The following is a 22825-nucleotide window of genomic DNA, read 5'->3' on the forward strand; positions in this document are numbered from 1 at the left end:
GCCGCCCGGGCCCCGAGCCGGCAGCTGCCCCTATGCTGCTGCCGGCTTCTCTCCTCGCTTGCGGTAGCCGTAGCGGCCGGAGAGCGCGATCATGAAGAGGGCGGCCACCAGGCAGGTGAGCGCGTCGCCCACGGTGACGGCGAGCCAGATGCCGTCGATGCCGAAGGCCAGGGGCAGCGCGATGACGGCTGCCACCTGAAATACGAGCGTGCGCAGAAACGAGATGGTCGCCGAGACGAGCCCGTTGTTGAGCGCCGTGAAGAAGGCCGAGGCGTAAATGGCGAATCCCATGAACAGGTAGCAGAGCGCGTAGAGCTTATAGGCCGTCGTCGTCAGCTCTAGCAGGGCGGCGTCGTAGCTGACGAAGATGGCCGCGAGGGGGCCGGCGAGCCACTGGCCGAGCAGGAACATGATGACGCTGGCCACGGCGATGAGCCCCAGGCTCTTCCACAGAAGCGAGCGCATCTCGGCGTGGTTCTGCGCGCCGAACTGGAAGCTCATGAGGGGCGACGAGCCGATCGCGTAGCCCATGAACACGGCGGAGAAGATCATGGCCGTGTACATGATGACGCCGTAGGCCGCCACGCCGTCCTCGCCGATGAAGCGCAGAAGCTGCCAGTTGAACAGGATGCCCACGAGGCTCATGGCGATGTTGGTGACCATCTCCGACGACCCGTTCAGGCAGGCCTTCCCGATGACAGGCCAGCGCAGATGCGGCCGCACGAAGTACAGGTGCGTAGAGCGCTTGCGGGCGAAGTACACGAGCGGCACGCCGCCGCCGATGAGCTCGCCGATGTTGGTGGCCAGCGCCGCGCCGACGAGCCCCCAGCCGAACACGCCGACGAACAGCAGGTCGAGCAGGATGTTCGCCACGCCGGCCGCCACGATGACGTAGAAGCCGTAGTTGGGCTTGCCCGCCGTGACGAAGAAGCTCTGGAAGGCGTACTGCAAGATGAAGAACGGCATGGAGATCATCATCATGCGGCCGTAGAGCGTGGCCTGGGCGGCCATCTGCCCGGTGGCGCCCAGAAGGTGCGCGGTGGGCTCCATGAAGAACCAGCCGCCGATGGCGAGCACCGAGCCCACGGCAAAGGCGAAGATGACGAGCAGCGAGAAGTGGCGCCGGGCCCGGGCGCGGTTGCCCTCGCCCAAGGTCTTGGCCACAAGTGCGCTGCCGCCGGTGCCGACCATCATGCCCACCGAGGCCAAAATCATCACAGCGGGAAAGATCAGGTTCACGGCGGCAAGGGCCGTCTTGCCCGCGAAGTTGGACACGAAAAACCCGTCCACGATGGTGTAGCACGAGGTGAAGATCATCATGGCGATGGTGGGCAGCGTGAACTTGATGAGCGCGCTGGTGGAGAAGTGCTTGGACATATCCACGGACATGGGAAAACCTTTCAGAGTAGTGCGATGGTGCGGGAGAGGGGGTGCCAGGGCCGGCGGGCGGGGCGCGGATCGGGCGCTCGGGCCGGCGCTCTGGCGGCGAATCCGTTGGCGGGAGTGCTGCGCGGCCGTTTTCGGCCCGGCCGGCCCCTCGTGCGGCGCGAGGGCGACCGATGCGGTCGGCGACGGTGCCTAGGCGAAGGGCGACATCGCGGGCCGAGGACGGCCGGCCTGCGTGGCGGACGAGTGTTGGCGAGGGGCGCGCGCCGCTAACGGAAGGTGAGGGCGGCCAACTTCCGGTCGAGGGCGTTGATGTAGCGTTCCATGGCCGCGGTCAGCTGGCGCTGCTCCTCGGGGGTGAAGATGTCCACGGCCTCGCATTCCGCAGCCAGCACAGCGCGGATGTGGCCCTCGTACTCGGCGCGGCCGCGCTCGGTGAGGTAGACGCCCGTGGTGCGGGGCGAGTTGCCACGCAGGGCCACCAGGTCGTTGGCCACGAGGCGCTTGATGGAGGAATGCACCGTCTGTTTGGACGAGAACCCGCGCTCGCACAGCTGCTTCTGGGTGAGGCCGTCCTCTTCCACAAGCGCGTACAGAATGTCGAAGGCGCAGTCGGCCAGGCCCATGCGCCAAGCGGCCTGGCGGTACAGCTCGTCGGCGCGCCGGTAGAAGTCGTCAATGGCGCGGATGGTCTCCAGGGCTTGTGGGTTCGCGGCGGAGTGGGCCGCGGTGGCTGCGGCGGGATCTGCGGTCGGGATGGTATGTGCGATTGGCGCGGCGCTTGCCGCAGTGCGTGCGGTGCTCATATTTCCTCGGTGCTTCGTTGCTGGTTGGTCTGATTTCGGACTATTGAGGCGATAGTATAGTCCGAAATCAGACCAATAGGAGGAATTCACAGGGTTTTCAAAAGCACGGCGGCCGATGGTCCGATCGGAAGGGGCCTGCGGTTGCTCTCCAATCGTGTTCTCCAGCGACAGAAATGACGGTTGAGCGAGGCCAGAGGGGCTCCGACCTCGCTCAACCGTCATTTCTGTCGTTCGTGGGGCTGTTTCAGCCGTGCAGCCCTCGCCCAAGCGTCATTTCTGTCGCTTTCGAAGGCGAGGGAGCGGCGGGATTGCGCGGGAAGGGGTGCGCTTGGGGACGTCCTGGGACAGAGGCGCCGCCCGAAGCGGGGAAAGGCGGCAGTCGTCACGCCAGTACCAGTTACTGCTCTAGTCGAAGCGCTGGGCCTTTAGAATGTGCGCTGCTCGTAGAGCTTGGCGGCGACAAGGGCGCTCGCGCCGTAGATGACGGCTGCGGCTGCCACCATGAGCGCAGCGGCCACGAGATAGTTGCTGCCGGTGTCGAGCCACTGCATGAAGTCGGCCAGAGCACCGGCTGGCTGGATGCCCTCGCCGAAGAAGCCCACGCCCAGGGCCAGGAAGATCACGACCACGGCGGGCACGAGGCGCGTGGCCTTGGTCATACCGAAGCGCATGATAAGGGGCAGCGCCACCGCCATGCCCACCATGATGACGCACACGCCGCCGACCACGCCGCCGATGATGGCCGCCGGCGGGTTCTCGGCTGGCGCGAGCCCCGCGGGAACGACGGGGGCCGGCAGCAGGCTCAGCACGGCCAGGGTGGCGAAGGACAGTGCCAGGGCGAAGGCGATGGTGGCCACAGCGATGATTCCCAAGGTGGCGTAGCGGCCGAATACCACCTGGCGACGCGTGACGGGCAGGGTGAGGCGGAAGCGCTCCCAACCGCCCTGCTCGTCGATAGCGGCGAGCGAGAACAGCAGCATGAACGGTGTCATGGCGGCCACGGCGGCGGCCCCGCTTGCCACCGCGCCCGTGGCGTAGCCCATGAACAGGGCGACGACGGTGCAGATGCCGACCAGCTGGACGAGTGTGGGCCGCAGGGTGGCGAAGTCGGAAACGATCATGGTCTTCATCGGGATTCTCCCTTCAGGGTCAGGGTCATGTAGTCTTCGATGGTGGCCTTGTCCACGGGAATGTCGGGGAAGGCGCGTCCGAAGGCGAAGCGGTCGGGCACGAGCAGGTCGCAGCCGTAGTCGTGGCGCAGGACGCGGGCCGTGCCCGGGGCGAAGAAACCGGCTTCCAGCACGGCCGCCACGTCGGCGGCGCGGCAGCGGGCCACGCCCGCCTCGTCGGTGAGGACATCTTTCGGGGCCGCGAACATGATGCGGCCGTTGTCAACGCAGACGATCTCATCGGCGATCTTCTCCAGATCGGAGGTGATGTGGGTGGACATGAGGATGCCGCGCTCGCCGGTGGCCATGAAGTCGCGCAGGATGTCGAGCACCTCGTCGCGGGCGATGGGATCGAGCCCTGCCGTGGCCTCGTCCAGCACGAGCAGCTCGGGATGGTGGGCCAGGGCGAAGGCGAGGCTCAGCTTCATGCCCATGCCGCGGGACAGGTCGGCCACCTTCTTTTTGGGCGCCAGTTGGAAGAGGGCCGTAAGCTCGTTCCAGCGGGCATCGTCCCACGTGGCATAGGCGACGCGCCCGATGGACGCGATGTCTCCCACGCGGCAGGTGCTCGGGAAGGCGCAGGTATCCAGCACCACGCCGATACGGCTCTTTAGCTCCTCGACGGCCGCCGAGCCGGGTGCGGCGACCTGTCCGAACAGGCGCACGGTGCCCTCGTCGGCGGTGATGAGTCCCAAAGCCGCCTTCAATGTGGTGGTCTTGCCGGCGCCGTTGGAGCCGATAAATCCCACGACGGTGCCCGGCTCCACGGCCAGGTTCACACCGGTGAGGACGAAGTCGCCGTAGCGCTTCCCCAGGTTCTCTATATCGATGAGGTTGGTCATGATGTCTCCTCGTGCGGGGCCGCTGCGCCCCGCGGGTCAGTCTTCTTCCAGCAGCAGGTTCAGCATGGCGTGCAAATCGGCGGAGCCGATGCCGGCTGCGGTCGCCTCGGCCACGGCGCGGGCGAGGTGGGCCTCCACTTGCCGGAGGCGCTCCTCGCGCAGAAGCTCCAGGTTACCGCCGGCAACGAAGGAACCTTTGCCCTGCACCGTGTCGATGAAGCCCGCCTCCTCCAGCTCCGCGTAGGCCCGCTTGGTGGTGATGACGCTGATGCGCAAATCGTTGGCCAGGGCGCGGATGGAGGGCAGCGGGTCGCCTTCGGCCAGTTCACCGGCCATGATGGCCCCCTTGATCTGGCGTGCGATCTGCCCGTAGATGGGCTCGCTGCTTCCGTTCGCTATGATGATGTCCAAAGGTCCTCTTTCGCGAGGCGCTCGCTTGCGCGGCATCGTCCTGTCGTGATGCGGCTTCCGCGACTCGTTTCTGTGGGATGCCGCGGCTTGGTCGATGCGAGCGAGCTTGCGCCTCTCGGTCGGCCCTCCCCGCTGTCGGCGTCCCTTCACCGGCGAGGGCGTGAATAGTGTATATACCCTACAAGCACAGTATATACATACCTATACACACTAGTCAAGCACAATGGGCAGATTTTGCTAGCATGCGTGAGAGGAGCGGCTTGACCGCAGGTGGGGTACGCTTCGGGTCTGGTAGGGCATTCGAAAATGCGCGGACGGCTACTCCGCGACGATAACGCCGAGGCGCCGTGCGAGGGCCGCTGCCTGATAGAGATTCATTTTCGTGCCGTAGATCTCGGCCATGGTGTCGGATAGCGTTACCCCTTCCAGCTGGCAGGTGGTGAAGTCCAGGCCGAGCAGCGGGGTGCGAAAGAAGCTCGTGCCGATAAAGCGACCGTCGTCCAAGGTAATGTAGTGCAGGTCCATCTCGGCCATGTCGGCTCCGGAGAAATCGCAGCGCTGCGCCTGGAGGGCCCACCAGCGGCAGCGGTTGAAGGCCCCGTAGGCCAGGGTGCAGTCCTCCATGGACACGTGCTCCAGGGCGGCTTCCATGAACGAGGCGCCGGTGAGCTTGCAGTTCTTGAAGGTGCAGCGCTTGAATCCAGCCTGGTCGAAGTAGGTATTGGCGAAATCGCAGTTCTCGAACACCGTGTCGGTGAAGAGCGATCCGGTGAAGTCGCAGCACGAAAGGAAGCAGTTGGCGAAGCGCGCGCCGGTCGCTTCCAGTTCCGAGAAATTCTCGTCGGCGATGCACAGGTCGCGGGCATCGATGGCCTCCAGGGTGCGCTCGGCGGCGCCGATGAGGTCGTCGGCTTCCAGGGCGCGCAGCTCGTCGGGGATGGTGGGCAGCGCCAATGCGCGGCCGGTGGTCGCGCGGTCGTAGGCGGTTTGAACGGGATCGGCGAGGATGGCCATGGGATTCCTTTCGCGAGGCGGTGCCGCGTGTTCGCGCAGCTGGCTGCGGGCGATGGGAGTACAATACCAGAAACCAACGGGGAAGGGCGCATTATGGACGAGATGCTGGAGATAGGACCGGGGGCGGCCGGCGAGGCCGATGAGCTGCTGGCGCTGTACGCGGCCGTGCAGGAGTCGGTGGCGGGAACCGACAACGATCCGCAGTGGATCATCGGCGAGCATCCCTCGCGCGGGCAGCTGACCCGCGCCGCCGAGGCCGGCGAGCTGTTCGTGGCCCGCGCGGGGCGGCGATTGGCCGCGGCCTTCATTCTGGACCGAGAGGGCGCGCCCGGCTATGGGGAAGTGCCCTGGCGCGTCGAGGCGGTCGCGGGGGAATACGGCGTGGTGCACCTGCTCGCCGTGCACCCCGACTTTCGCGGCCGGGGGCTTGCCCGGCATCTGATGGACGCCGCCGAGCAGGCAGCTCGTGAGCGGGGGCTGAAGGCGCTCAGGTTGGATACGCTCGTGGACAACTACGGCGCCCAGCGCACCTACGAGCGTCTGGGCTTTACGCGCTTCGGGCCGGTTCATCTGACTTATGGCACCTATATCGATACCGAGGCGCCCCGCTTTGTGATGTACGAGCGGGCCGTGCGGTAGGGCGGCGCGGGGCATCGGGCCGTGTCCGCTGGCGGGGGCTTGGCGCTGTTCGAAGGGTCGTGTTTGCCGCGACGGAGGATTTGTGGCACAATACCGTCTCGCGCGAATGCTTCGCGCGGACTCGGTCGCGTGGCGCAGCGGGAGCGCAGGTGCCTTACAAGCACAAGGTCGGGGGTTCAAATCCCTCCGCGACCACCATGAGAATGCGAGAGCCTCCTACCGGGAGGCTCTTTTTGTGCGTGGGGTTTTGCGGTTGGCGGACGGCGGCGGGACGGTTTTCGAGCGGTTTCGGGACGGCGCGGAGACGGTTTTTGCGAGGCCGTTCGACGGTGCCGGGACGGTTTTCCTGCGGCGGTTCCCGAGACAGTTTGACGGTTCCCATCGGGCACAATGATCGCGTTTCCAATTGAAAGGGAGATGCGATGAAGGTCAACAAGCGCGTGCTGGTCTCGGCGCTGTGCGGTCTGTGCTGCGCCGCCTGCGTGGGGCTCTATCTCGTGGGGGTGAAGGGCGAGGCAGATGCCGCCCGGGCCGAAGCTCTGGCTCGCTACGGGGGAGATCAGATCGAGGTCTGCGTCGCCAGTCGCGATATTGCGGCGGGCGAGGTGGTGGAAAGCGGGGCTGTCGCCACGAAGCTGTGGGTGGCCGACCTGCTGCCCGATGGGGCCGTGACCGACCCTGCCCGCATTGTGGGTCAGCGTGTGGGCTCGGCCATCTATCGGGGCGAGGTGATCTGCGCCCAGCGCACCGAGATCAGCGAATCCGAGCTCAGCGTGCCCGAGGGCATGGCCGCCATCAGCGTGCCCGCCCGCGCTGTGCAGGCGGTGGGCGGACTGGTTGAGGCGGGCATGGTGGTGGACGTGTACGCCACCGGCCCCGCATCGACGACGCGGCTGGTCGCCGGTGCGCTCGTGCTGGCATCCAGCGCGGCGAACGAGGGCGCGTCCGCTCAGGCGGCTTGGCTCACCCTGGCCGTGGAGCCCGACCAGGTGCAGGAGGTGGTGGCTGCTGCCCAGAATCTGGAGCTGTACTTCACCTTACCGCCCGCTGCCGCCTCGGAGGCCGCAGATGCCGGGGAAGGTGAAGAGGGCGGAGCTGATGACATTGAGGGTGCAGATGCCGGCGAGGCTGGCGTAGCCGACGGTGACGGTCCGCCCTCGGCGACCGAGGCTGCTGGCGAGGGATCGCCTGCGCCGACGGATTCTGCCGAGGCGGTGATCTTGTGATGGCGAAGGCGCGGATAGCGGTGTGCGTTGGCGCCGAGAGCAGTTTCGGGGCGCTTCTTTCCCCGACGACGGACGTGGCTCGATCGCTGCCCCCGTGGCTTGTGGTCATGCCCTCGGCCCCCGAAACGCGTTCTGCGCTGTCGGAGGCAACGGGGGTGGAAGAGGTGTGGGTGACGTCGGGCGATGAGGTGGGGGCCATCAATCTGGCTGCCGCTTGCAAGGCCGATGATCCGGCGAAAAAGGTGTACCTCGTGCACGGTGAGGCCACCGGCTCGGTGCGCTCGCGCATGCACGCCGCCGCTCTCGATGGCATACGTTCGGTGCAGGATTTCGCGGCGCTGCTCCAGGGGGAAGGCGGGATGGCCCCGAGCGAGGAGCGGCCTGAGGCGGAGACGGCGCGCTCTGGGGGAGGGGTGCCCGGTGGGGAGGAGGCGCCTTCGGCGAAGGTCGCGGTTCCAGCCGACCCGCCAGGGATCGGCGCCGGCGCGTCCTCTGCGGGGGCCCTCGCGGTGTCGGCGGCCACGACGGCCGCGCCTTCGGGTCATGGGGAACCTTCGCTGCGAGGGCGCGCGGTGGCCGCTCCCACGCCACTCGGGACTTCTTCCCGGATCGCGAATGGGACGTCATCGGCAGAGGGCGTTCACGGGGGATTCCTCTTCACTGTTGTCAGCGGCAGCGGGGGTGCGGGCAAGAGCACGGTGGCCACGTTGGCGGCTCACTTAGCGTGTCGGCGCGGGCTGCGCACGGCACTGCTCGACGCCGATCTGCAGTTCGGCGACCTGGGCGAATTGACGGGCGACTGTGCGCGCGTCCCAGTGGAGGAGGTGACTCGGGATGCGTCAGCGCTTTCTGCGGTGCGCGATGAGCCGCTGGTGCTTATCGAGGCGCCCCGACGTCTCGAGGCCGCCGAGGTGGTGGCCGCCTCCCTAGGCGAGGTGATCGACGAGTTGCTGGCTCAATTCGACTTCGTGGCTGTGAACACGGGTGCAGGATGGGACGAGCAGCGGCTGATGCTGCTGGAGCGTAGCGTGACCTCGCTGTTTTTGGTCGATCAGCGAGCGTCGTCGGTGCGGGCGTGTCGCCATGCGCTGGATTTGTGCTTGCGTTGCGGCGTGGCTACGAGTTCGTTTCTGCTCGCTGTCAATCGCTGCAGTCGCCAGGCGCCCTTCACGTCCATCGATGTGTCGAGCGCTCTGCACGGTGCCCACGTGGCCGAGCTGTCCGAGGGCGGTCGCGAAGTGGAGGAGCTCTTGGGTGCGGGCATGGCGGAGGTGCTGGTGGCGTCCCGCAATCCGCTCTGCGCGAGCATCGATCGCTTGTTGGACGAGATCATGCCCTCGTCCGGGCGTGGGGCGCTTTCCGAAGGATCGGCGCTGCGCGCGGCCACTCAGCGGGGCCTGCGCATGGCCGCCCCCCGCGACGGGAGTCGCCGTCGGGGCCGTGGCGAGCCGGGCGGTCGTCGGCGGGGCCGTAAAGAGGCCAAGCGCACGGCGCTCAGCGGCGTAGCCGGCTAGAAAGGGGTTCGATATGTCTTTGCTAGAACGAGTGCAAGCGGTCGAGCAGGCCCAGAGCCACCATGACGCCGAGCGGGAGCGGATGGGCATCGAGGCCTTGCGCGCAGCGGTGGGCACCATTGTGCCCCTGGATCGCGTGGCGCTCATCATGGACAAGAATCCCGAGCGAGCGCGCAACGAGATTCGCGCCGCCTGTCGGTTTTTGCACACTCAGGAACCGTGGCGCAGCCTTGAGTCCTCGGTGTTCAAGGAACTCGTTGAGGGCCTGCTCGCCACGGTGTTCGGGCTCGGTCCGCTCGATGAGCTCATTCGCGACGAGGCGGTAACCGAGATCATGGTGAACGGTACGCGCAGCGTGTTCATCGAGCGCGAGGGGCGACTGCGCGCCGTGGATGTGCGCTTCGAGAGCGATGACCAGGTTCGGGCGCTGATCGATCGGATCTTAGGGCCGCTCGGCCGCCGCATCGACGAATCGTCTCCGCTGGTGAGCGCCCGTCTGCCCCAGGGGCACCGCGTGCATGCGATCATCCCGCCGCTCGCTATCGACGGGCCCCATCTGACCATCCGCTCTTTCACGCGGCGGGTGATGTCGCTGGCCGAGTTGCGCGAGCGCAACTCGTTCGACGCGACGGTGGAGCAGTTCCTCGTGTGGGCGGTGAAGGCGCGGAAGTCCATTGCGGTGTCGGGCGGCACGGGCAGCGGCAAGACCACGCTGCTGAATGCGCTGTCCGGTCACATTTCCCCCGACGAGCGCGTGATCACCATTGAGGATGCGGCCGAGCTGAAGTTCGACGAGCATCCCCATGTGGTGCGTTTGGAGGCTCGCGGTCGCAACGCCGAGGGCGTCGGCGAGGTGACGATTCGAGAATTAGTGGTGAATGCCCTGCGCATGAGGCCCGATCGCATCATCGTGGGCGAGTGCCGATCCGACGAGGCCATCGACATGCTGCAGGCCATGAACACGGGTCACGATGGGTCGCTGACCACCTTGCATGCCAATTCGCCGCGCGAGGCCGTGGATCGCCTGGTGACTATGGTGCGCTATGCCGTCGATCTGCCGCTCGATGCCATCGAGGCCCAGATTGGCAATGCCTTCGATCTAGTGATCCAGACGGCCCGTTGCCCAGGAGGCGAGCGGTGCGTGTCGGAGATCGCCGCCATGGGCTTCGACTACGATCGGCGGCGCTGCACTCTGTCCACGCTGTATCGGCGTCCACTGCGCAGTCGCACGGGCGCCTGGTTGGAGTACCCGTCTTGGGTGGACGACTTGGCCGCCGCGGCCCTGGCAGAGAAGAAGGAGGTGAGGTCATGGGTGCGATCCTTGGATATGCGGCTGTCGGCTTAGCGAGTGCTGCGGCCCTGGGGGTTTTGGCGGGTGGCATCTGCTATGACCGGCGCGAGCGTCAGCGCCGCCGCCAGAGGGCCCTGGCTCCGGGTGAGTCGACGGTCTCATGGGCGTCGTGGCGTTTGCGCAAGGGCGTGAAGTGTCTGATGCCGGCGGCGCGTCGGCTGTTGCGCTGGTCGCCCGTAGAGCGCTATGGGCGCGCCCTGGTATTCGTGGCCGAGTCGCGCGGGGTGGCAGCTTCGGCAGACGCGTTGCTGTCCTGTCTGATTGCTGCCTGCGCGCTGTGCGTGGCTGCCGGTTGGATCGCGGCCGCCTCGCCGGTATTCGGGATCGCGGCATCGGGTTGCCTGATCGTAGGTTTGGGCGGCTCCGGCAAGGGCGAGGCCCAGCGGCGCACTGGCGCGATGCGCGATGAGATTCCCGATGCTCTGCGGTCGTTGGGCGTGTGCTTCCGTGCCGGTCTGTCGCTGATGCAGACGCTGCGCCAGACGGGCAGCGAGCTGAAGGGGCCGTTGGGCGAGGTATTTCTCTCCGCAGCGCGCATCCTGGAAACGGGTGGCACGGCAACCGAGGCGCTGGCGCTGTTCAAACGGCGCGCCGACACGCCCGAGCTCGCCTTCGTCGCCGTGGCGCTCGATGTGCAACATACCAGCGGCGGCAGTTTGGCCCATGTCCTCGATGCCGCGCGGGAATCGGTGGAGGGGGAGATCGAGCTCGCCCAGGCGCTCAAAGTGCAGACGGCCCAGGCCCAGCTCTCGGCGCGCATCGTGACGTTCATGCCCTTTGTGCTCGTGGCGCTGTTCTCGCTTGTGAGCCCTGGCTTTCTGATGCCCTTCTTTGCGAGCTTCGCCGGTTTGGCGCTGTTGGCGGTGGCCCTGGTAATGCAGGCGGCCGGCGTGATGCTGGTGCATCGGATGCTCGACGTGGGAGTGGGGTGAGGGTGATGGAGATGTGGCTGCAGCCGGTGCTGCTTGGAGGTGCGATGGCGGGCGCGGCCGGCTTCGGCGCGGCTCTGGGCACGCTGTGGCGCGCCGCGCGTCAGCGAGCGCACTATCGAGCGTCTTTGCGGTCGCAGCGAGAGGAAGGCGCGCCCTGGCTGCTGGGGGCTGCGGTGTCTGAGGGCGGTGCGGGCTCGGTCGATGGCAGGGTGATCGCCTTCGCGACAACAGTGGACCAGCGCGTCGCCAGTCCGCGGTTTCTTGCGCTCGCTCCACAGGCGCTGCGCGCGCGGCCGTGGATGGAGGGTCCGGTGGCTCGCGCGGGGCTGGAAGGACAGCTGGGGTCCGCGGGTTTCTGGGAGACTCGCGTGCGGTTGGGGCTTGCCGGCGCGCTCGGAGGCGGTGCGGTGGGATTGCTCGTCTCGGGAGAGCTGGGGCTGATCATGGCCCTCGGCGGCCTTGCCCTGGGATGGCGCGCGCTGCCCCGGGCCATTCGCCAGCGCGAACGACACCGCGCCGAGGCTATGGAACGCGACCTTTCGGAAATGCTCGACGTGGTTGCCCTCGGCATGCGTAGCGGCTTGTCCTTCGATCGGAGTCTGCAGCTGTATACCGAGCATTTCCAAACGCTGCTGGCCGCGTCGTTTCGCTCGGCGTTTCGGCAATGGGCGTGCGGACTCGCTTCGCGGGAAGAGGCGTTACGGGCCACGGCGGCCTCCTACGATTCGTCGCTGCTCGGTCGTGTCGTGGAGAACATCGTGCGCTCGCTGCGCTTCGGTTCCACGTTGGCGGACAACTTGGAGGATGCCGCACGCGAGGCGCGGGCTGCCTATCGGGCGCGCAAACAGGAGCAGGTGGCCAAGGCGCCCGTGAAGATGATGATCCCCACGGGTGTGCTCATCTTGCCCGCCATGCTGATGTTGGTACTGGGTCCGGTGCTTCTCGAGTTAGCGGGAGGTTTCTGATGGAAGGAACGAAGAGAGAGGAAGAAAGCTATGAACGTGTACACGGCAACGAAAGGCCTGGTCAACCGTGGCCGAAAGGGCGTCTTGCGCCGCATCCAGGGTGGGTGGGCGCGGCTGTCCGCGAAGCTGTCCTGCGCCCGCGGTCAGGGTACCACCGAGTACGCCATTTTGGTCGGCGTGCTCGTGGTGATCGCCATCATCGCGATTACCTTGTTCCGTCCCAAGCTGCAAGAACTGTGGGACGCCATCGCCGCCGGCATCAACGGCTTATAGGCGATGAGGTCGGCCAGGGAACGGTCGAATACGCTGTGGTTACGGCCGCGTTCGTATGCGTGGTGGTGGCGGGAGCGGCACTGTGGCGGGCATTGTCGTCGGGGCTGTTCGTTGAGCACGCCCTGATGGCGGCTTCCCATCACTTGCAGGGTGCCGCGGGGTGGATCGCCGATGTGTTCAGTTATTAGGAAGGAGGATTCCATGAGATGGCGGCGCACAAAGCAAAGACACGACGAATCGGGCCAGGCAACGGTGGAGGCTGCTTTTGCGCTGCCGGTGCTGCTCTTGTTGGTGTTGCTGCTCGTGCAGCCGGGCATCGTGCTGTACGACCGTCTCGTTATGGCCAGCGCTGCTGCGGAGGGCTGCCGCTTGCTCGCCACCGGCGAGGGCGATGAGGAGGCGTGCCGAGCCTTCGTGAAGCGGCGGTTGGGCGCGGTGCCCCAGCAGGACAACTTCCATGTGCACAGTATGGGCTGCACCTGGGAAGTGCGCTGCGAAGGCGGGGGCGCGGCAGATAGGTCGCGCGTGGTGGTGCGTACCGAGGTGCAGCCGCTTCCCCTGCTGGGTGCGGGGGCGACGCTATTGGGTCTGGTGAACGAGCGCGGCAATATCGAGGTGGAGGTTGAGGCCGAGACTCCCACGCGGTCGGCGTGGGCTCAGCAGTCGCTCGGCGGGACGAGTCCGAACGAGAAGGTGGGTGAATGGTGCGATGAGGGCTGAGCGGATGCTTCGCGACGAAGAGGGCTTTACAACAGCCGGTATGGCCATTGCGCTTCTGGTCTCGCTGTCGCTGCTGTTCTCGGCAGCCCAGGTGTACCGGGTCAACCGTCTGGCCGCCGATGTGCAGGATGTGGCCGACGCGACCGCCCTGGCGGCCCAAGCCCAGGTGGCGGAGTTCATGGTGGCGGTGCGGGTGACCGACGGGGTGGTGCTCTCGATGACTCTGCTCGGCATTACAGCGTACGGTTTGGGCGTGGTGGCGCTTTGCGTGCCTCCCGTTGCCGAGATCGGCGGCCAGCTGGTATCGGCGGGGCAGAAGGTCCTGGACGCGCGCGACGCCTTCGCCCAGCGCGCCGCCGCACTGCTCGACGAGCTTCAGAAGGCTCTGCCGTTTTTGGCTGCGGCGAGCGCCGCTTCCGTGGCACGGGCCAACGAGGACGGAGGTGGCGAGGGCTACCACGGGGTGGCGTTGCTATTGCCCTCCCAAGGCGAGGCCATCACGGTGGGCGCGAGCGATGCCGAGACCGATCTCAAGCAGGCGGTAGAGGCACAGCAAGACGAGTTGGCCGAGGCGGCGGCGCGTGCCGAAGAGGCGGCTCGCGCAGCGAATGATGCCAAGGAGCGCGGCTTTCGTCGCGACTGCGGCGACGCGCCAGCCTACTGCATGTACGAGCGGGCCGATCATCTGGCATCTCTGGGGGCGGCCGAGAACCCGCGGTACGCATCGGTGGATACCTGGTCGTTCTCGGTGGCGTTGGAGCGGGCGCGTGCCTATTACGCCAAACGTCTGCTGGGCGAGCGTCCCGAGAACGCCACTGTGGAGGAGAAGGCGCGCTCGGCGCTGCGGCGGAATTTTTACCGCTATGCCGTCGGCGCGCTGCGCGAGGCCTGCGCCCAGCCGCCCGATGAAAACGGTGCCGTGTCGTTTCCCCTGCTGCCGCGCAATGCCGACCAGATGCGGGGGACGACATTGTATACCGATCCGGCCTATCCCGTGGACACCGAGGGCGAGGCGCCGACCATGCACGCTTGGGAGGGTTGCCCCGGCTTGGGTCTGACGGATTACTACGGCTCGGCCCAAACGCTCGACCAGGGCGTCTTCTCCGAGTGCCCCGAATGCCACTTCACCGTGGCTGCGCTGGGCAGCGTGGCGGCAGCGTCGACATCCATTGAGAACGGGTTTGAGTACCACTACGCCGCCGTGGCCCAGGCCGCCGATGACTATCGGCGCGCCATGGAGGATGCGCAGCCGTTGAGTGCCCTGGCGAAGACCAAGGCCCAGGGGCTGCTCGATAAGATGGTCGCTGCCTTGCAGGATGCAGGATCGATGCGCATCCAGGCGCGGCCGCCGGGGGCGGATGGGTGCATTGCCCTGGTTGTCTCGTCAGGCTCAGCGACGGGGGACCTTTTTGAGAGCGCGTTTGTGAGCACACCGAGCACGCTGGGCACGCGCGCGGCCATCGGCGCAGCCACGCTCGTAGCCGATGAGACTGAGGAAGCGTCAGTTGTCGGCGACGTGCTCGACGGCTTCGGGGCCGACGGATCAGCGGCCGTAGGGGCGGGGCGTATCGTGCTTGATTGCTGGGCGGGGATGCTGCGTGTCTACGGTTCGGGGCAGGATGGCCTGGCGAGTGCCGTTGAGACGGCATTGGGCAGTCTGCCTTTGGCGGGCTCCGCCGGCCTGGGAACGTGGGCGGCCGACGCTCTGCGGGCGGGTCTGTCCGCTGTGGGGTTGCAGCCAGCTGAGACGGCACCGCTCAAGCCCGTACTGGTGAACTCGGCGGCGGTTGCCCGGGCCGATGGGTCGGCGTGGTCGGTGCGCTATCTATCGTTGCGCGATCAGGCCCTGGCCGCCTCGCTTACCTCGGCGGACGTGTTTGCCTCGCTGGCCGATCGCATCCAACGCGATGCCTATGACCGTTTGGCGGCCCTGGAGATCGAAATTGCCGTTATCGAGCTGCCTGTGGTCGGCCTCTCTCTTCCGCTGACCCTGACATTGCCGCCTGCGGTGGTCCAGGGCGCCCAGGGGTTGGTGGAGCGCGCGGTCGATGCGGTGCGCTCGGCATCGGGCTGGCTCGGCCGTGAGCCGGCCTGGGAGTAGGGGGGGGTGCCATGAAGCTGCGGGGGAGACAGGGAGAGCGGGGGCAGGCGACCGTCGAGTTGGCGGTGGTGCTGCCTGTGGCCCTCGTCGTCGCGGTCATCGCGGTGAACGCTCTTGCGTTCTTCGGTACCTGCGCGTCCTTCGACCGCGTGGCGCGCCAGACTGTGTGTGCTTTGGCGACAGCGCCGGCCTCCGGTGACGACACGGCTTCGCTCGCGCTGGCGGTGGAGCAGGCGCTCACCCGACAGGTGGGAGAGCAGGGGGAAGTGCAGGTGCGTGCCGAGGGGTTCGCATCGGGTTTGACACGGTTCACGGCTCGTATCGAGTACGCGCCGACTCTGTTCGGGCTCGGGATGCGCAGCGAGATCTTCGGCGTGGCGCTTCCGCCGCTCGTGCACGAGGTTGATCTGGTGGTAGATGCCTACAAGCCGGGCATCATGTTCTAGAGGGAGGATATGGTGGATAAGCAGCGACGGCGGCTGGTGCGCGCGTTGGGCGTACTTGGACTCTGTTTGGCCGTGGTGGCTGCCGAGCCGGTCTTTCGCGCTCTTTCGGGGGGCGATGCCGACGTGGCCCCGCTGTTCTCGGGGGCGGCGGTGGCTGATGCGGCTCTCGCCTCTTCGGGGGATGATGCCGCCACGGCCATTGATCGGGCGCTGGCAGGGTCGGCATTCGGTGACGGGGCGCGGCGCACGGCCTCGGAGGCTCCCCCGTGGTTTTCCGAGGAGGTGCTTTCCTTGGAAGGAGTGCGCGACCTGCGGGCCAACGAGGATTGGTCGGTGGTGGGTTTCTCGGTCTCGGGCGATTTGGACGACGCGCTCGATCAGATTCGAGACCAATGCGAGGAGCGCGGTTGGACGCTCGTGGAAAGTGGGGCCGTGGGATCTTTCACGGCCGTTAAGGAAGGGGGTCGTGTCCCGTGGCTCTTGTTCAGTTGCATAGCGGTAGGAGAGGAGACCTGCGTCGTCCTGCAGGTTCCTGCCGCGTGATCGATGGTGGCCCTGCTCCTTTCGGGGGCACTTGGGTGATGGCGACCGGCGCGCTCACGCGCCTGCGCGGTTTGGCGCGCCGGCCTCCCGATCGCACGGTTTTAGTGCTGCCACGGTGCCGCGACGTGCACACCATGACCATGAGGCATCCGATTGATGTGGCCTTCGTGGGTGCGCAGGGCATGGTGCTGGAGGTGCATCGCCTCGTGTTGCCCGGAGTGCGCCTGCGCCACAGCCGTGCGGTGGCGGTGGTAGAGCGTTTTGCCCAGTCGGGCCCGTGGTTCATGCGGGGAGACGTCATTGAGGTAGACGAGAGGCGCTCCGCCTTTCGGGGCATCCCTCGCGGGAAGGCGGGTGGACCGTCGACAACGCCTCGGCCGTCGAGATCGGCGGGGTGGTTGGGATGTCCGTCCGGGATGGCATCGCCCGTTCTGTCGAGAAAGTCGGCGCCGCCAATGCTGCCCAGGCGGGTGCCGTCAAGGAAGGTGACGAGCCGAAGGAGATCGCTATGGAATTGAAACGCTGCCCCACCTGCAAGACGCTGGTGTTCGCCGACATGGATGTCTGCTACGAATGCATGTACCGCTTTGGGAGCGATCCCGAACGGGAGCGTGCTGCCCAGCAGATGCCCTCATCTTCCGAGGCGCCGCCCAACCCCGGGCGATCTGGGGAAGGCGTTCGGGAAGTGCGCGCAGTGATGCTCAGCGGCTGGAATGTCGAGTTGGAGGCCTCGAGCGCGCTTCCTCAGGGCACGCGGTTGCGCATAACGATCGAGTCAACCCCTGGAGGGGCTGGCTCGATGGAAAGCGATGACGGCGATGACGGCGATGACGGCGGCTAGCGTCTCGGCTCACTCACGCATGCGGCGAACAAGCGCTGCCCCTCAGCGGCGAGTTGCTCTTGAATGCGCAGGTAGGCGTCGAGGAGCTGATTGCCCTCATCGGTGAGGGTGGAACCGTGGGCTCCGTCGCGCAACAGCAGCTGGATGTCCAGGGAATCCTCGGTGTCCTTGATGATGCGCCATGCCTTGCTGTAGGCCATGCGCATGGCCTTGGCCGAGGCATTGAGTGAGCCGTGATCGCGCACGCCGAGGCAGAGCTTGGCGACACCAGGGCCGAAGGCCGAGGTACTCTCGGACGCGGGATTGGTAATGGTGAGGCGCACTCCTGCTGTGAGCGATTGAAGCTGACCCATGCCGTTCTCCGATCTTCTCAGACGCTATGAGCGGCTGAGAAATTCCCCCGCTGCCGCCTCGATGGCTTCAACGTTGCTGTCGATCACGTCGGTAAATCGTACCTCCATGGCATCGAGATTGGCAAGTCCTGCGGGAATGTCGCGCTTGCCGGTCTCCTCGGCGATGCGCTGGTTCAGCTGGCACCCCGTCAGGGCGGCCACGTCGGTGGGCAGGGGGTCGGCAGGGGCCATATCGTGGAGCGCACGGTAGACGTTATCGCCGAATTTCGCCCAGTGGGCGGTAGAGGCGATGAGCACGGGGTTGCTGCCCCGCAGGTTCTGGGCAGCGGCGTAGGCCACGGCGGTGTGCGGGTCCAGCAGGTAGTCGTGCTCGTCCAACACGGCCTTGATCGTGGCCAGGCAGGTGGCGTTGTCCACTGAGTCGGCGCTGAAGTTCTCGCGCACCCGGGCAAAGGTGTCCGCATCCACGCGGAAGCAGCGCTTCTCGTTCAAGTCGACCATCCATTGGCTGATAGCTTCGGCATTGCGCCCCGTCAGCTCGAACAGCTGTCGCTCCAGGTTGGAGGACACGAGGATGTCCATGGATGGAGAGGAGGTGAGAATGAACTCGCGATCGGAGATGTCGTAGGTACCGGTGTTGATGAAGTCGGTCAGCACGCGGTTGTCGTTGCTTGCGCAGAGCAACATGCCGATGGGCACGCCGATCTGCTTGGCGTACCAGGCCGCGAGGATGTTGCCGAAGTTGCCCGTGGGCACGCAAACGTCGATCTCGTCGCCGGGTTGCACCTTGCCGGCGGCCACCAGCTCGGCATAGCTGGAGATGTAGTACACCACCTGGGGCAGGAGGCGTCCCCAGTTGATGGAGTTTGCGCTGGAAAGGGCGATGGCATGTTGGGCAAGGAGCTCCTCGGTGAAGACATCGTCGGAGAAGGCGCGCTTCACGCCGGTCTGGCAGTCGTCGAAGTTGCCGCGTACGGCCCACACGCACACGTTGTCGCCGGTGGTGGTGACCATCTGCTTGCGCTGAATGTCGCTCACGCCGCCATCGGGGAACAGCACGCCGATAGAGACGCCGTCTACGCCCTTGAACCCTTCCAGGGCCGCCTTGCCGGTGTCGCCCGACGTGGCCACGAGAATCATGAACTCGTGGTCGAGCTTGCCCTGTTCGCGCAGATGCTCTGCGCTGGCGGAGAAGAAATGGGGCAGGCACTGCAACGCCATATCCTTGAAGGCGCTGGTAGGTCCATGCCACAGCTCCAGAATGTGCGTGCTCTCGTCGAGAGAGGTGATGGGGCAGACGGCCTCGGTGTCGAAGTTGTTGCCGTAGGCGCGCTCCATCAGCTCGTCGATGACCTCGTCGGCAAGATCGATGTTGAAGGCCCGATAGATGGCGGCGGCACGCTGAGCGTAGGGGAGCTCCGCCAGTGCGGCGATGTCGTCGATGCTGAGGGAGGGCAGCTGTTCGGGGACGTAGAGTCCGCCGCCCGGGGCCAATCCGTTCACCACGGCCTTCGTGAACGAGATTGGCTCGCCGCCTGTTCCCCGTGTGTCGAGGTAGAGGTTTTGACCAAAGGCTCCGGCGCGATCGATGGGCTGGGACATGGGGCTCCCTTCCTGAAGGATGACGATTGCGGACAAGGATACCATGGGTTGCCGCTGCGCTCGCCGCCGACAGGGCGAGTGCGCAGGAGGAAAGGAGAAGGGACGCGCGATGTGCCAACCATTCGCAGAAAAGTATGAAAAAGCTAACTCTTTGGGTTTACATAAGCTAACTTTTGGTTACAATGCGAAGTTGCATGCAGTTAACATTGATGGGAGTCGCTATGAGCCATGCAACGGTTGTAGAGGGAGCTTGCCGCCAGAGCACTAGTGCGAGTTCGTCGTGCCAGCCCATGCCCCTGGCGTTTTTGCGCTGTGGGGACGTGGCCAAAGTCGTCCGGGTGCGCGGAAAAGGCGAAGTGCATCACCATCTCGAGAACCTCGGGTTCGTCGAGGGTGCCTCGGTGTCCGTCGTTTCCGAGCAGGCGGGGAACTTTATCGTTCAAGTCAAGGGCGCTAATGTGGCCCTCGACCGAAGCGTGGCCTCGAAGATCATCGTCGCCTAATACGACCTCTCGAGTGCGTTCGCCTTTCCAGATCGAACGCGTCGCAATCTCATAGCCCCATCGCCACTCCAGAGGAACGCAGAAAGGAAAGAACATGGCAGAGGACAAGACCCTGCGCGATGTGCCCGTGGGCCAATCAGCCACGGTGCGACGTCTCGTGGGCGAGGGTGCCGTCAAGCGGCGCATCATGGACATGGGCATTACCAAGGGTACCGAGGTGTACGTGCGCAAAGTGGCGCCCTTGGGCGATCCCATCGAGGTGACGGTGCGCGGTTTCGAGCTGTCGCTGCGCAAAGACGAGGCGGAAAACGTGCTCGTTGCCTAAAGCGTCCGAAGCATCGCAAGCGCAGTGCGCGGGGCGATGCGGGAGGCGCATTTTTTCTCCCCTATAGTTAACTAAAACTAACTTTTTTGGCTCCGCGGGCGTTTGGGAGAGCGCCGGGGAAAGGATGCGGCGCCAGCTCTCGGAGAAGGAAAGGCTGATCATGGCTATTAACATCGCCCTTGCTGGCAACCCCAATTGCGGCAAGACGACCATGTTCAACGATTTGACCGGCGCCAATCAATACGTGGGAAACTGGCCCGGCGTTACCGTTGAGAAAAAAGAGGGCAAGTACCGCGGCGACAAAGAGGTGGTTATCACCGACTTGCCCGGCGTGTACTCTCTGTCGCCCTACACCCCCGAGGAGATCGTTACGCGCGATTACCTCATGAGCGGCAAGCCCGACGTGGTCGTCAACCTGGTGGATGCTACCAACCTGGAGCGCAACCTGTATCTCACCAGCCAGATCATCGACCTGGGCATTCCGGTGGTTCTGGCTCTGAACATGATGGACCTCGTGGAAAAGAACGGCGACTCCATCAACGTGGCCGAGCTCTCGCGCCATCTGGGCTGCCCGGTGGTAGAGACCTCCGCTCTCAGGGGCCGCGGCATGGACGTGCTCATGGAGCGTGCCGTCGCTGAGGCAAAAAAGGGCGCGGCTCCTGCGACCGAGTTCGGTTTCGACCGGAAGGTAGAGGAGGCCCTCGCCCAGGTGATCGACATCGCCGAGACGCGCATCAGCGGCCGTTATGCCCGCTGGTACGCCATCAAGCTCCTGGAAGGCGAGCAGCTCACCGTGGACAAGCTCGGACTGCCCGCGGGCGATCTGTCCAAGATCGCCGCGGTGCGCGAGGCACTTGAGAACGTTGAGGACGACGATGCGGAATCCATCATCACCAACGAGCGCTACGATGCCATCGGCGATGTGTGCACCGAGTGCGTGAAGAAGTCTCCGAAGGCCATGACCACCACTCAGAAGATCGACCGCGTGGTCACCAACCGTATTCTGGGCATTCCGATCTTCGTCGCCATCATGTTCCTCGTGTACTACATCTCCGTGTCCACCGTGGGCACGCTCGTGACCGACTGGGCCAACGACGGCCTGTTCGGCGACGGCTGGCTCTACACCAACACCGAGGCCTACGAGGCCGACGTGGAGGAGTTCGAGGGCGTCCTGGAAACCGCCGAGGGCGCTGCCGCCTTCGAGGCCGGCGAGATCGAGGAGCCTGATCCGGCCACCTACGGCCTCTACCACGTGGGCGTGCCCGTGGTGGTGGGAGGTTGGCTCGAGGCGGTCGGCGCCGCACCCTGGGTGCAGTCCCTCGTGCTCGACGGCATCATCGCCGGCGTGGGTGCCGTCATCGGCTTCATCCCGCAGCTGATCGTGCTGTTTATCCTCCTCGGCTTCTTGGAGGGCTGTGGGTACATGGCCCGCGTGGCCTTCATCATGGACCGTATCTTCCGCCGCTTCGGCCTGTCCGGTAAGTCCTTCATCCCGATGCTCATCGCCTCTGGCTGCGGCGTGCCCGCGGTCATGGCCACCAAGACCATCGAGAACGAGAAGGACCGCCGCATGACCATCATGACCACCACCATGATCCCCTGCGGCGCGAAGCTGCCCATCATCGCGCTCGTTTTCGGCGCGCTCGCCGGCGGCGACTACGAGACCACCTGGTGGGTCGCCCCGCTGTTCTACTTCCTGGGCCTGGCCGCCATCATCTTGTCCTGCATCATCCTGAAAAAGTTCCGCGCCTTCGCCGGGGAGGTGGCTCCCTTTATCATGGAGCTGCCCCAGTACCACCTGCCCACCGTGAGGAACGTGCTTTTGTCCATGTGGGAGCGCGTGCGCAGCTATGTGGTGAAGGCCGGTACCATCATCTTCCTGTCCTCGATGGTTATCTGGTTCCTGCTGAACTTCGGTATGTACGAGGGGCAGTTCGGCCTGCTCGACCCCGAGCTCGACGACTACATCCAGTACAGCCTCATGGCCGGCCTCGGCAACCTGCTCGCGTGGATCTTCGCGCCGCTTGGCTTCGGCAACTGGGAGTCCACCGTTACCTCCATCACGGGCCTGGTGGCCAAGGAGAACGTCGTGGCCACGGTGGGCGTCATCACGAGCCTGGGCGAGGAGATCGGCGAGACCGACCCGAGCCTGTGGGCCTCCTTTGCCGCCATGCTCGGCGGTAGCAGCGCCGCCGTCATGGCCTTCTGCGCCTTCAACCTGCTGTGCGCCCCCTGCTTCGCCGCCATCGGCACCATTCGCCGTCAGATGATGTCCGCGAAGTGGACCTGGGCCGCTATCGGCTACATGTGCGCCTTCGCCTGGTGCGTGGGACTTATGATCTATCAGTTCGTCGGCCTGGCCACCGGCGAGGTCGCCTTCGGCCCCTTCACGGCCCTGGCCGTCGTGGTGGCCGCCGGCATGCTCTTCCTGCTGCTGCGCCCGGCTGCCAAGGCGAAGGGCTCGGCCCAGTTGGAAGCGGCCGTCGACAACGCTTAACGACTCGTACCCCTTCGCAAAGGAATCGCCATGCAAGAACTCAGCTTGAACTTCCCCACCGTCGTCATCCTCGTCGTCATCGCGGCCCTGGCCGTGCTCGCCATCCGGCGCATGACCCATCGTGGGCTGTGCGACTGCGGCGACCACTGTGAGAGCGGCTGCCACGGCTGTGAGGGCTGCTCGGCGGCGGAGTCCATGGCCGCGGCCATGGAAGAGGCGGCGAAGGGGAAGTAGCTCTTGTGCGGCGCCCCCTTCGAGACGCCGGCGCCGGCACGGGAGGGAGCACGGCGCCGGATCTGGCAAGGTAACCGCTCGGCAAACCGTTGACGAAGACAATGTGAACGAGGCTCGGAACTCTGCGTCCGA

General features: G+C 65.8%; 25 protein-coding genes and 1 tRNA gene. 18 read left to right on the plus strand and 8 right to left on the minus strand.

The genetic code is table 11. From position 1 onward, the window contains the following. Positions 1-30: 30 nt before the first annotated feature. The 6 genes from G503_RS0106905 to G503_RS16005 all read right to left on the minus strand — a co-directional run bounded on the left by G503_RS0106905 (position 31) and on the right by G503_RS16005 (position 5628). Complete coding sequence (locus G503_RS0106905; RefSeq protein ID WP_028027006.1) at positions 31-1389, minus strand: MATE family efflux transporter; 1359 nt, start codon at positions 1387-1389, stop codon at positions 31-33. 266 nt (positions 1390-1655) lie between these two features. Continuing rightward, positions 1656-2192 carry a MarR family winged helix-turn-helix transcriptional regulator gene (locus G503_RS15625; RefSeq protein ID WP_051191018.1) on the minus strand — a complete coding sequence of 179 codons (537 nt, stop codon included), beginning with the start codon at positions 2190-2192 and terminating at the stop codon, positions 1656-1658. A 425-nt stretch (positions 2193-2617) separates the two neighbouring features. Continuing rightward, positions 2618-3322 carry an ABC-2 transporter permease gene (locus G503_RS0106915; RefSeq protein ID WP_028027007.1) on the minus strand — a complete coding sequence of 235 codons (705 nt, stop codon included), beginning with the start codon at positions 3320-3322 and terminating at the stop codon, positions 2618-2620. Beyond that, on the minus strand, positions 3319-4203 hold the full coding sequence (locus G503_RS0106920; RefSeq protein WP_028027008.1) for an ABC transporter ATP-binding protein: 885 nt from the start codon (positions 4201-4203) through the stop codon (positions 3319-3321). The genes G503_RS0106915 and G503_RS0106920 overlap by 4 nt, the downstream gene beginning before the upstream one ends. Before the next feature lie 36 nt (positions 4204-4239). Continuing rightward, a complete protein-coding gene (locus G503_RS0106925; RefSeq protein WP_028027009.1) occupies positions 4240-4614 on the minus strand; it encodes a GntR family transcriptional regulator in 375 nt (124 codons plus the stop codon). 318 nt (positions 4615-4932) lie between these two features. Continuing rightward, complete coding sequence (locus G503_RS16005; protein ID WP_051191019.1) at positions 4933-5628, minus strand: pentapeptide repeat-containing protein; 696 nt, start codon at positions 5626-5628, stop codon at positions 4933-4935. A gap of 93 nt (positions 5629-5721) precedes the next feature. On the opposite strand from G503_RS16005, the gene G503_RS14200 reads away from it, so the two are divergent. The 14 genes from G503_RS14200 to G503_RS0106995 all read left to right on the plus strand — a co-directional run bounded on the left by G503_RS14200 (position 5722) and on the right by G503_RS0106995 (position 17179). Further along, positions 5722-6267, plus strand: a complete 546-nt coding sequence (locus G503_RS14200; RefSeq protein ID WP_051191020.1) for a GNAT family N-acetyltransferase — start codon at positions 5722-5724, stop codon at positions 6265-6267. A gap of 123 nt (positions 6268-6390) precedes the next feature. Beyond that, positions 6391-6465: transfer RNA gene (locus tag G503_RS0106940), tRNA-Val, on the plus strand. Positions 6466-6689: 224 nt separating this feature from the next. After that, positions 6690-7493 carry a Flp pilus assembly protein CpaB gene (gene cpaB / locus G503_RS14210; protein ID WP_084636370.1) on the plus strand — a complete coding sequence of 268 codons (804 nt, stop codon included), beginning with the start codon at positions 6690-6692 and terminating at the stop codon, positions 7491-7493. Continuing rightward, positions 7493-9007 (plus strand): AAA family ATPase, encoded by a 1515-nt coding sequence (locus tag G503_RS14215; protein ID WP_051191021.1) that lies wholly within the window; start codon positions 7493-7495, stop codon positions 9005-9007. The genes cpaB and G503_RS14215 overlap by 1 nt, the downstream gene beginning before the upstream one ends. Before the next feature lie 13 nt (positions 9008-9020). Continuing rightward, a complete protein-coding gene (locus G503_RS0106955; protein WP_028027011.1) occupies positions 9021-10352 on the plus strand; it encodes a CpaF family protein in 1332 nt (443 codons plus the stop codon). Further along, entirely contained in the window at positions 10316-11290 is a 975-nt protein-coding gene (locus G503_RS0106960; RefSeq protein WP_028027012.1) for a type II secretion system F family protein, read from the plus strand. The genes G503_RS0106955 and G503_RS0106960 overlap by 37 nt, the downstream gene beginning before the upstream one ends. 5 nt (positions 11291-11295) lie before the next feature. Beyond that, positions 11296-12255: a type II secretion system F family protein gene (locus G503_RS0106965; protein WP_028027013.1), complete on the plus strand. Its 960-nt coding sequence runs from the start codon at positions 11296-11298 to the stop codon at positions 12253-12255. A gap of 30 nt (positions 12256-12285) precedes the next feature. After that, positions 12286-12528, plus strand: a complete 243-nt coding sequence (locus G503_RS14220; protein ID WP_035022238.1) for a class III signal peptide-containing protein — start codon at positions 12286-12288, stop codon at positions 12526-12528. A 35-nt stretch (positions 12529-12563) separates the two neighbouring features. After that, positions 12564-12716, plus strand: coding sequence for a hypothetical protein (locus G503_RS16010; protein WP_202095516.1), 153 nt, complete (start codon positions 12564-12566; stop codon positions 12714-12716). A gap of 13 nt (positions 12717-12729) precedes the next feature. Continuing rightward, positions 12730-13248: a TadE/TadG family type IV pilus assembly protein gene (locus tag G503_RS14225; RefSeq protein WP_035022240.1), complete on the plus strand. Its 519-nt coding sequence runs from the start codon at positions 12730-12732 to the stop codon at positions 13246-13248. Positions 13249-13252: 4 nt separating this feature from the next. Continuing rightward, complete coding sequence (locus G503_RS14230; RefSeq protein WP_051191023.1) at positions 13253-15349, plus strand: hypothetical protein; 2097 nt, start codon at positions 13253-13255, stop codon at positions 15347-15349. Positions 15350-15360: 11 nt separating this feature from the next. After that, positions 15361-15795, plus strand: a complete 435-nt coding sequence (locus G503_RS0106985) for a hypothetical protein (protein ID WP_051191024.1) — start codon at positions 15361-15363, stop codon at positions 15793-15795. 9 nt (positions 15796-15804) lie between these two features. Continuing rightward, positions 15805-16338 (plus strand): hypothetical protein, encoded by a 534-nt coding sequence (locus tag G503_RS15630; protein WP_051191025.1) that lies wholly within the window; start codon positions 15805-15807, stop codon positions 16336-16338. Positions 16339-16846: 508 nt separating this feature from the next. After that, positions 16847-17179: a hypothetical protein gene (locus G503_RS0106995; RefSeq protein ID WP_084636374.1), complete on the plus strand. Its 333-nt coding sequence runs from the start codon at positions 16847-16849 to the stop codon at positions 17177-17179. On the opposite strand, the gene G503_RS0107000 is transcribed toward G503_RS0106995, so the two are convergent. Next, the gene (locus G503_RS0107000) at positions 17176-17532 is read right to left on the minus strand and encodes a winged helix-turn-helix domain-containing protein (RefSeq protein ID WP_028027017.1); all 357 of its coding nucleotides are present in this window, start codon (positions 17530-17532) and stop codon (positions 17176-17178) included. The genes G503_RS0106995 and G503_RS0107000 overlap by 4 nt on opposite strands. A 24-nt stretch (positions 17533-17556) precedes the next feature. Beyond that, a complete protein-coding gene (gene thrC / locus G503_RS0107005) occupies positions 17557-19134 on the minus strand; it encodes a threonine synthase (protein ID WP_051191026.1) in 1578 nt (525 codons plus the stop codon). Between the two features lie 290 nt (positions 19135-19424). Here thrC and G503_RS0107010 point away from each other — a divergent pair, with 290 nt between their 5' ends. The 4 genes from G503_RS0107010 (at position 19425) to G503_RS0107025 (ending at position 22693) form a co-directional block, all read left to right on the plus strand. Continuing rightward, positions 19425-19637: a FeoA family protein gene (locus tag G503_RS0107010; protein ID WP_028027019.1), complete on the plus strand. Its 213-nt coding sequence runs from the start codon at positions 19425-19427 to the stop codon at positions 19635-19637. A 94-nt stretch (positions 19638-19731) separates the two neighbouring features. Next, positions 19732-19962: a FeoA family protein gene (locus G503_RS0107015; RefSeq protein WP_028027020.1), complete on the plus strand. Its 231-nt coding sequence runs from the start codon at positions 19732-19734 to the stop codon at positions 19960-19962. Positions 19963-20122: 160 nt separating this feature from the next. Then, positions 20123-22459, plus strand: coding sequence for a ferrous iron transporter B (feoB, locus tag G503_RS14240; protein ID WP_035022242.1), 2337 nt, complete (start codon positions 20123-20125; stop codon positions 22457-22459). A 30-nt stretch (positions 22460-22489) separates the two neighbouring features. Further along, on the plus strand, positions 22490-22693 hold the full coding sequence (locus G503_RS0107025) for a hypothetical protein (protein ID WP_028027021.1): 204 nt from the start codon (positions 22490-22492) through the stop codon (positions 22691-22693). Positions 22694-22825: the final 132 nt, after the last annotated feature.

The organism is Adlercreutzia mucosicola DSM 19490, assembly GCF_000422625.1.
In the GTDB taxonomy this organism is placed as follows: Bacteria; Actinomycetota; Coriobacteriia; order Coriobacteriales; family Eggerthellaceae; genus Adlercreutzia; species Adlercreutzia mucosicola.

What these genes read in the sequence shown, in the direction of transcription:
- G503_RS0106905 (WP_028027006.1), bottom strand. Translation starts at nt 1,389, where the DNA reads ATGTCCGTGGATATGTCCAAGCACTTCTCCACCAGCGCGCTCATCAAG.
- G503_RS15625 (WP_051191018.1), bottom strand. Translation starts at nt 2,192, where the DNA reads ATGAGCACCGCACGCACTGCGGCAAGCGCCGCGCCAATCGCACATACC.
- G503_RS0106915 (WP_028027007.1), bottom strand. Translation starts at nt 3,322, where the DNA reads ATGAAGACCATGATCGTTTCCGACTTCGCCACCCTGCGGCCCACACTC.
- G503_RS0106920 (WP_028027008.1), bottom strand. Translation starts at nt 4,203, where the DNA reads ATGACCAACCTCATCGATATAGAGAACCTGGGGAAGCGCTACGGCGAC.
- G503_RS16005 (WP_051191019.1), bottom strand. Translation starts at nt 5,628, where the DNA reads ATGGCCATCCTCGCCGATCCCGTTCAAACCGCCTACGACCGCGCGACC.
- G503_RS14200 (WP_051191020.1), top strand. Translation starts at nt 5,722, where the DNA reads ATGGACGAGATGCTGGAGATAGGACCGGGGGCGGCCGGCGAGGCCGAT.
- cpaB (WP_084636370.1), top strand. Translation starts at nt 6,690, where the DNA reads ATGAAGGTCAACAAGCGCGTGCTGGTCTCGGCGCTGTGCGGTCTGTGC.
- G503_RS14215 (WP_051191021.1), top strand. Translation starts at nt 7,493, where the DNA reads ATGGCGAAGGCGCGGATAGCGGTGTGCGTTGGCGCCGAGAGCAGTTTC.
- G503_RS0106955 (WP_028027011.1), top strand. Translation starts at nt 9,021, where the DNA reads ATGTCTTTGCTAGAACGAGTGCAAGCGGTCGAGCAGGCCCAGAGCCAC.
- G503_RS0106960 (WP_028027012.1), top strand. Translation starts at nt 10,316, where the DNA reads ATGGGTGCGATCCTTGGATATGCGGCTGTCGGCTTAGCGAGTGCTGCG.
- G503_RS0106965 (WP_028027013.1), top strand. Translation starts at nt 11,296, where the DNA reads ATGGAGATGTGGCTGCAGCCGGTGCTGCTTGGAGGTGCGATGGCGGGC.
- G503_RS14220 (WP_035022238.1), top strand. Translation starts at nt 12,286, where the DNA reads ATGAACGTGTACACGGCAACGAAAGGCCTGGTCAACCGTGGCCGAAAG.
- G503_RS14225 (WP_035022240.1), top strand. Translation starts at nt 12,730, where the DNA reads ATGAGATGGCGGCGCACAAAGCAAAGACACGACGAATCGGGCCAGGCA.
- G503_RS14230 (WP_051191023.1), top strand. Translation starts at nt 13,253, where the DNA reads ATGCTTCGCGACGAAGAGGGCTTTACAACAGCCGGTATGGCCATTGCG.
- G503_RS0106985 (WP_051191024.1), top strand. Translation starts at nt 15,361, where the DNA reads ATGAAGCTGCGGGGGAGACAGGGAGAGCGGGGGCAGGCGACCGTCGAG.
- G503_RS15630 (WP_051191025.1), top strand. Translation starts at nt 15,805, where the DNA reads ATGGTGGATAAGCAGCGACGGCGGCTGGTGCGCGCGTTGGGCGTACTT.
- G503_RS0106995 (WP_084636374.1), top strand. Translation starts at nt 16,847, where the DNA reads ATGGAATTGAAACGCTGCCCCACCTGCAAGACGCTGGTGTTCGCCGAC.
- G503_RS0107000 (WP_028027017.1), bottom strand. Translation starts at nt 17,532, where the DNA reads ATGGGTCAGCTTCAATCGCTCACAGCAGGAGTGCGCCTCACCATTACC.
- thrC (WP_051191026.1), bottom strand. Translation starts at nt 19,134, where the DNA reads ATGTCCCAGCCCATCGATCGCGCCGGAGCCTTTGGTCAAAACCTCTAC.
- G503_RS0107010 (WP_028027019.1), top strand. Translation starts at nt 19,425, where the DNA reads ATGCCCCTGGCGTTTTTGCGCTGTGGGGACGTGGCCAAAGTCGTCCGG.
- G503_RS0107015 (WP_028027020.1), top strand. Translation starts at nt 19,732, where the DNA reads ATGGCAGAGGACAAGACCCTGCGCGATGTGCCCGTGGGCCAATCAGCC.
- feoB (WP_035022242.1), top strand. Translation starts at nt 20,123, where the DNA reads ATGGCTATTAACATCGCCCTTGCTGGCAACCCCAATTGCGGCAAGACG.
- G503_RS0107025 (WP_028027021.1), top strand. Translation starts at nt 22,490, where the DNA reads ATGCAAGAACTCAGCTTGAACTTCCCCACCGTCGTCATCCTCGTCGTC.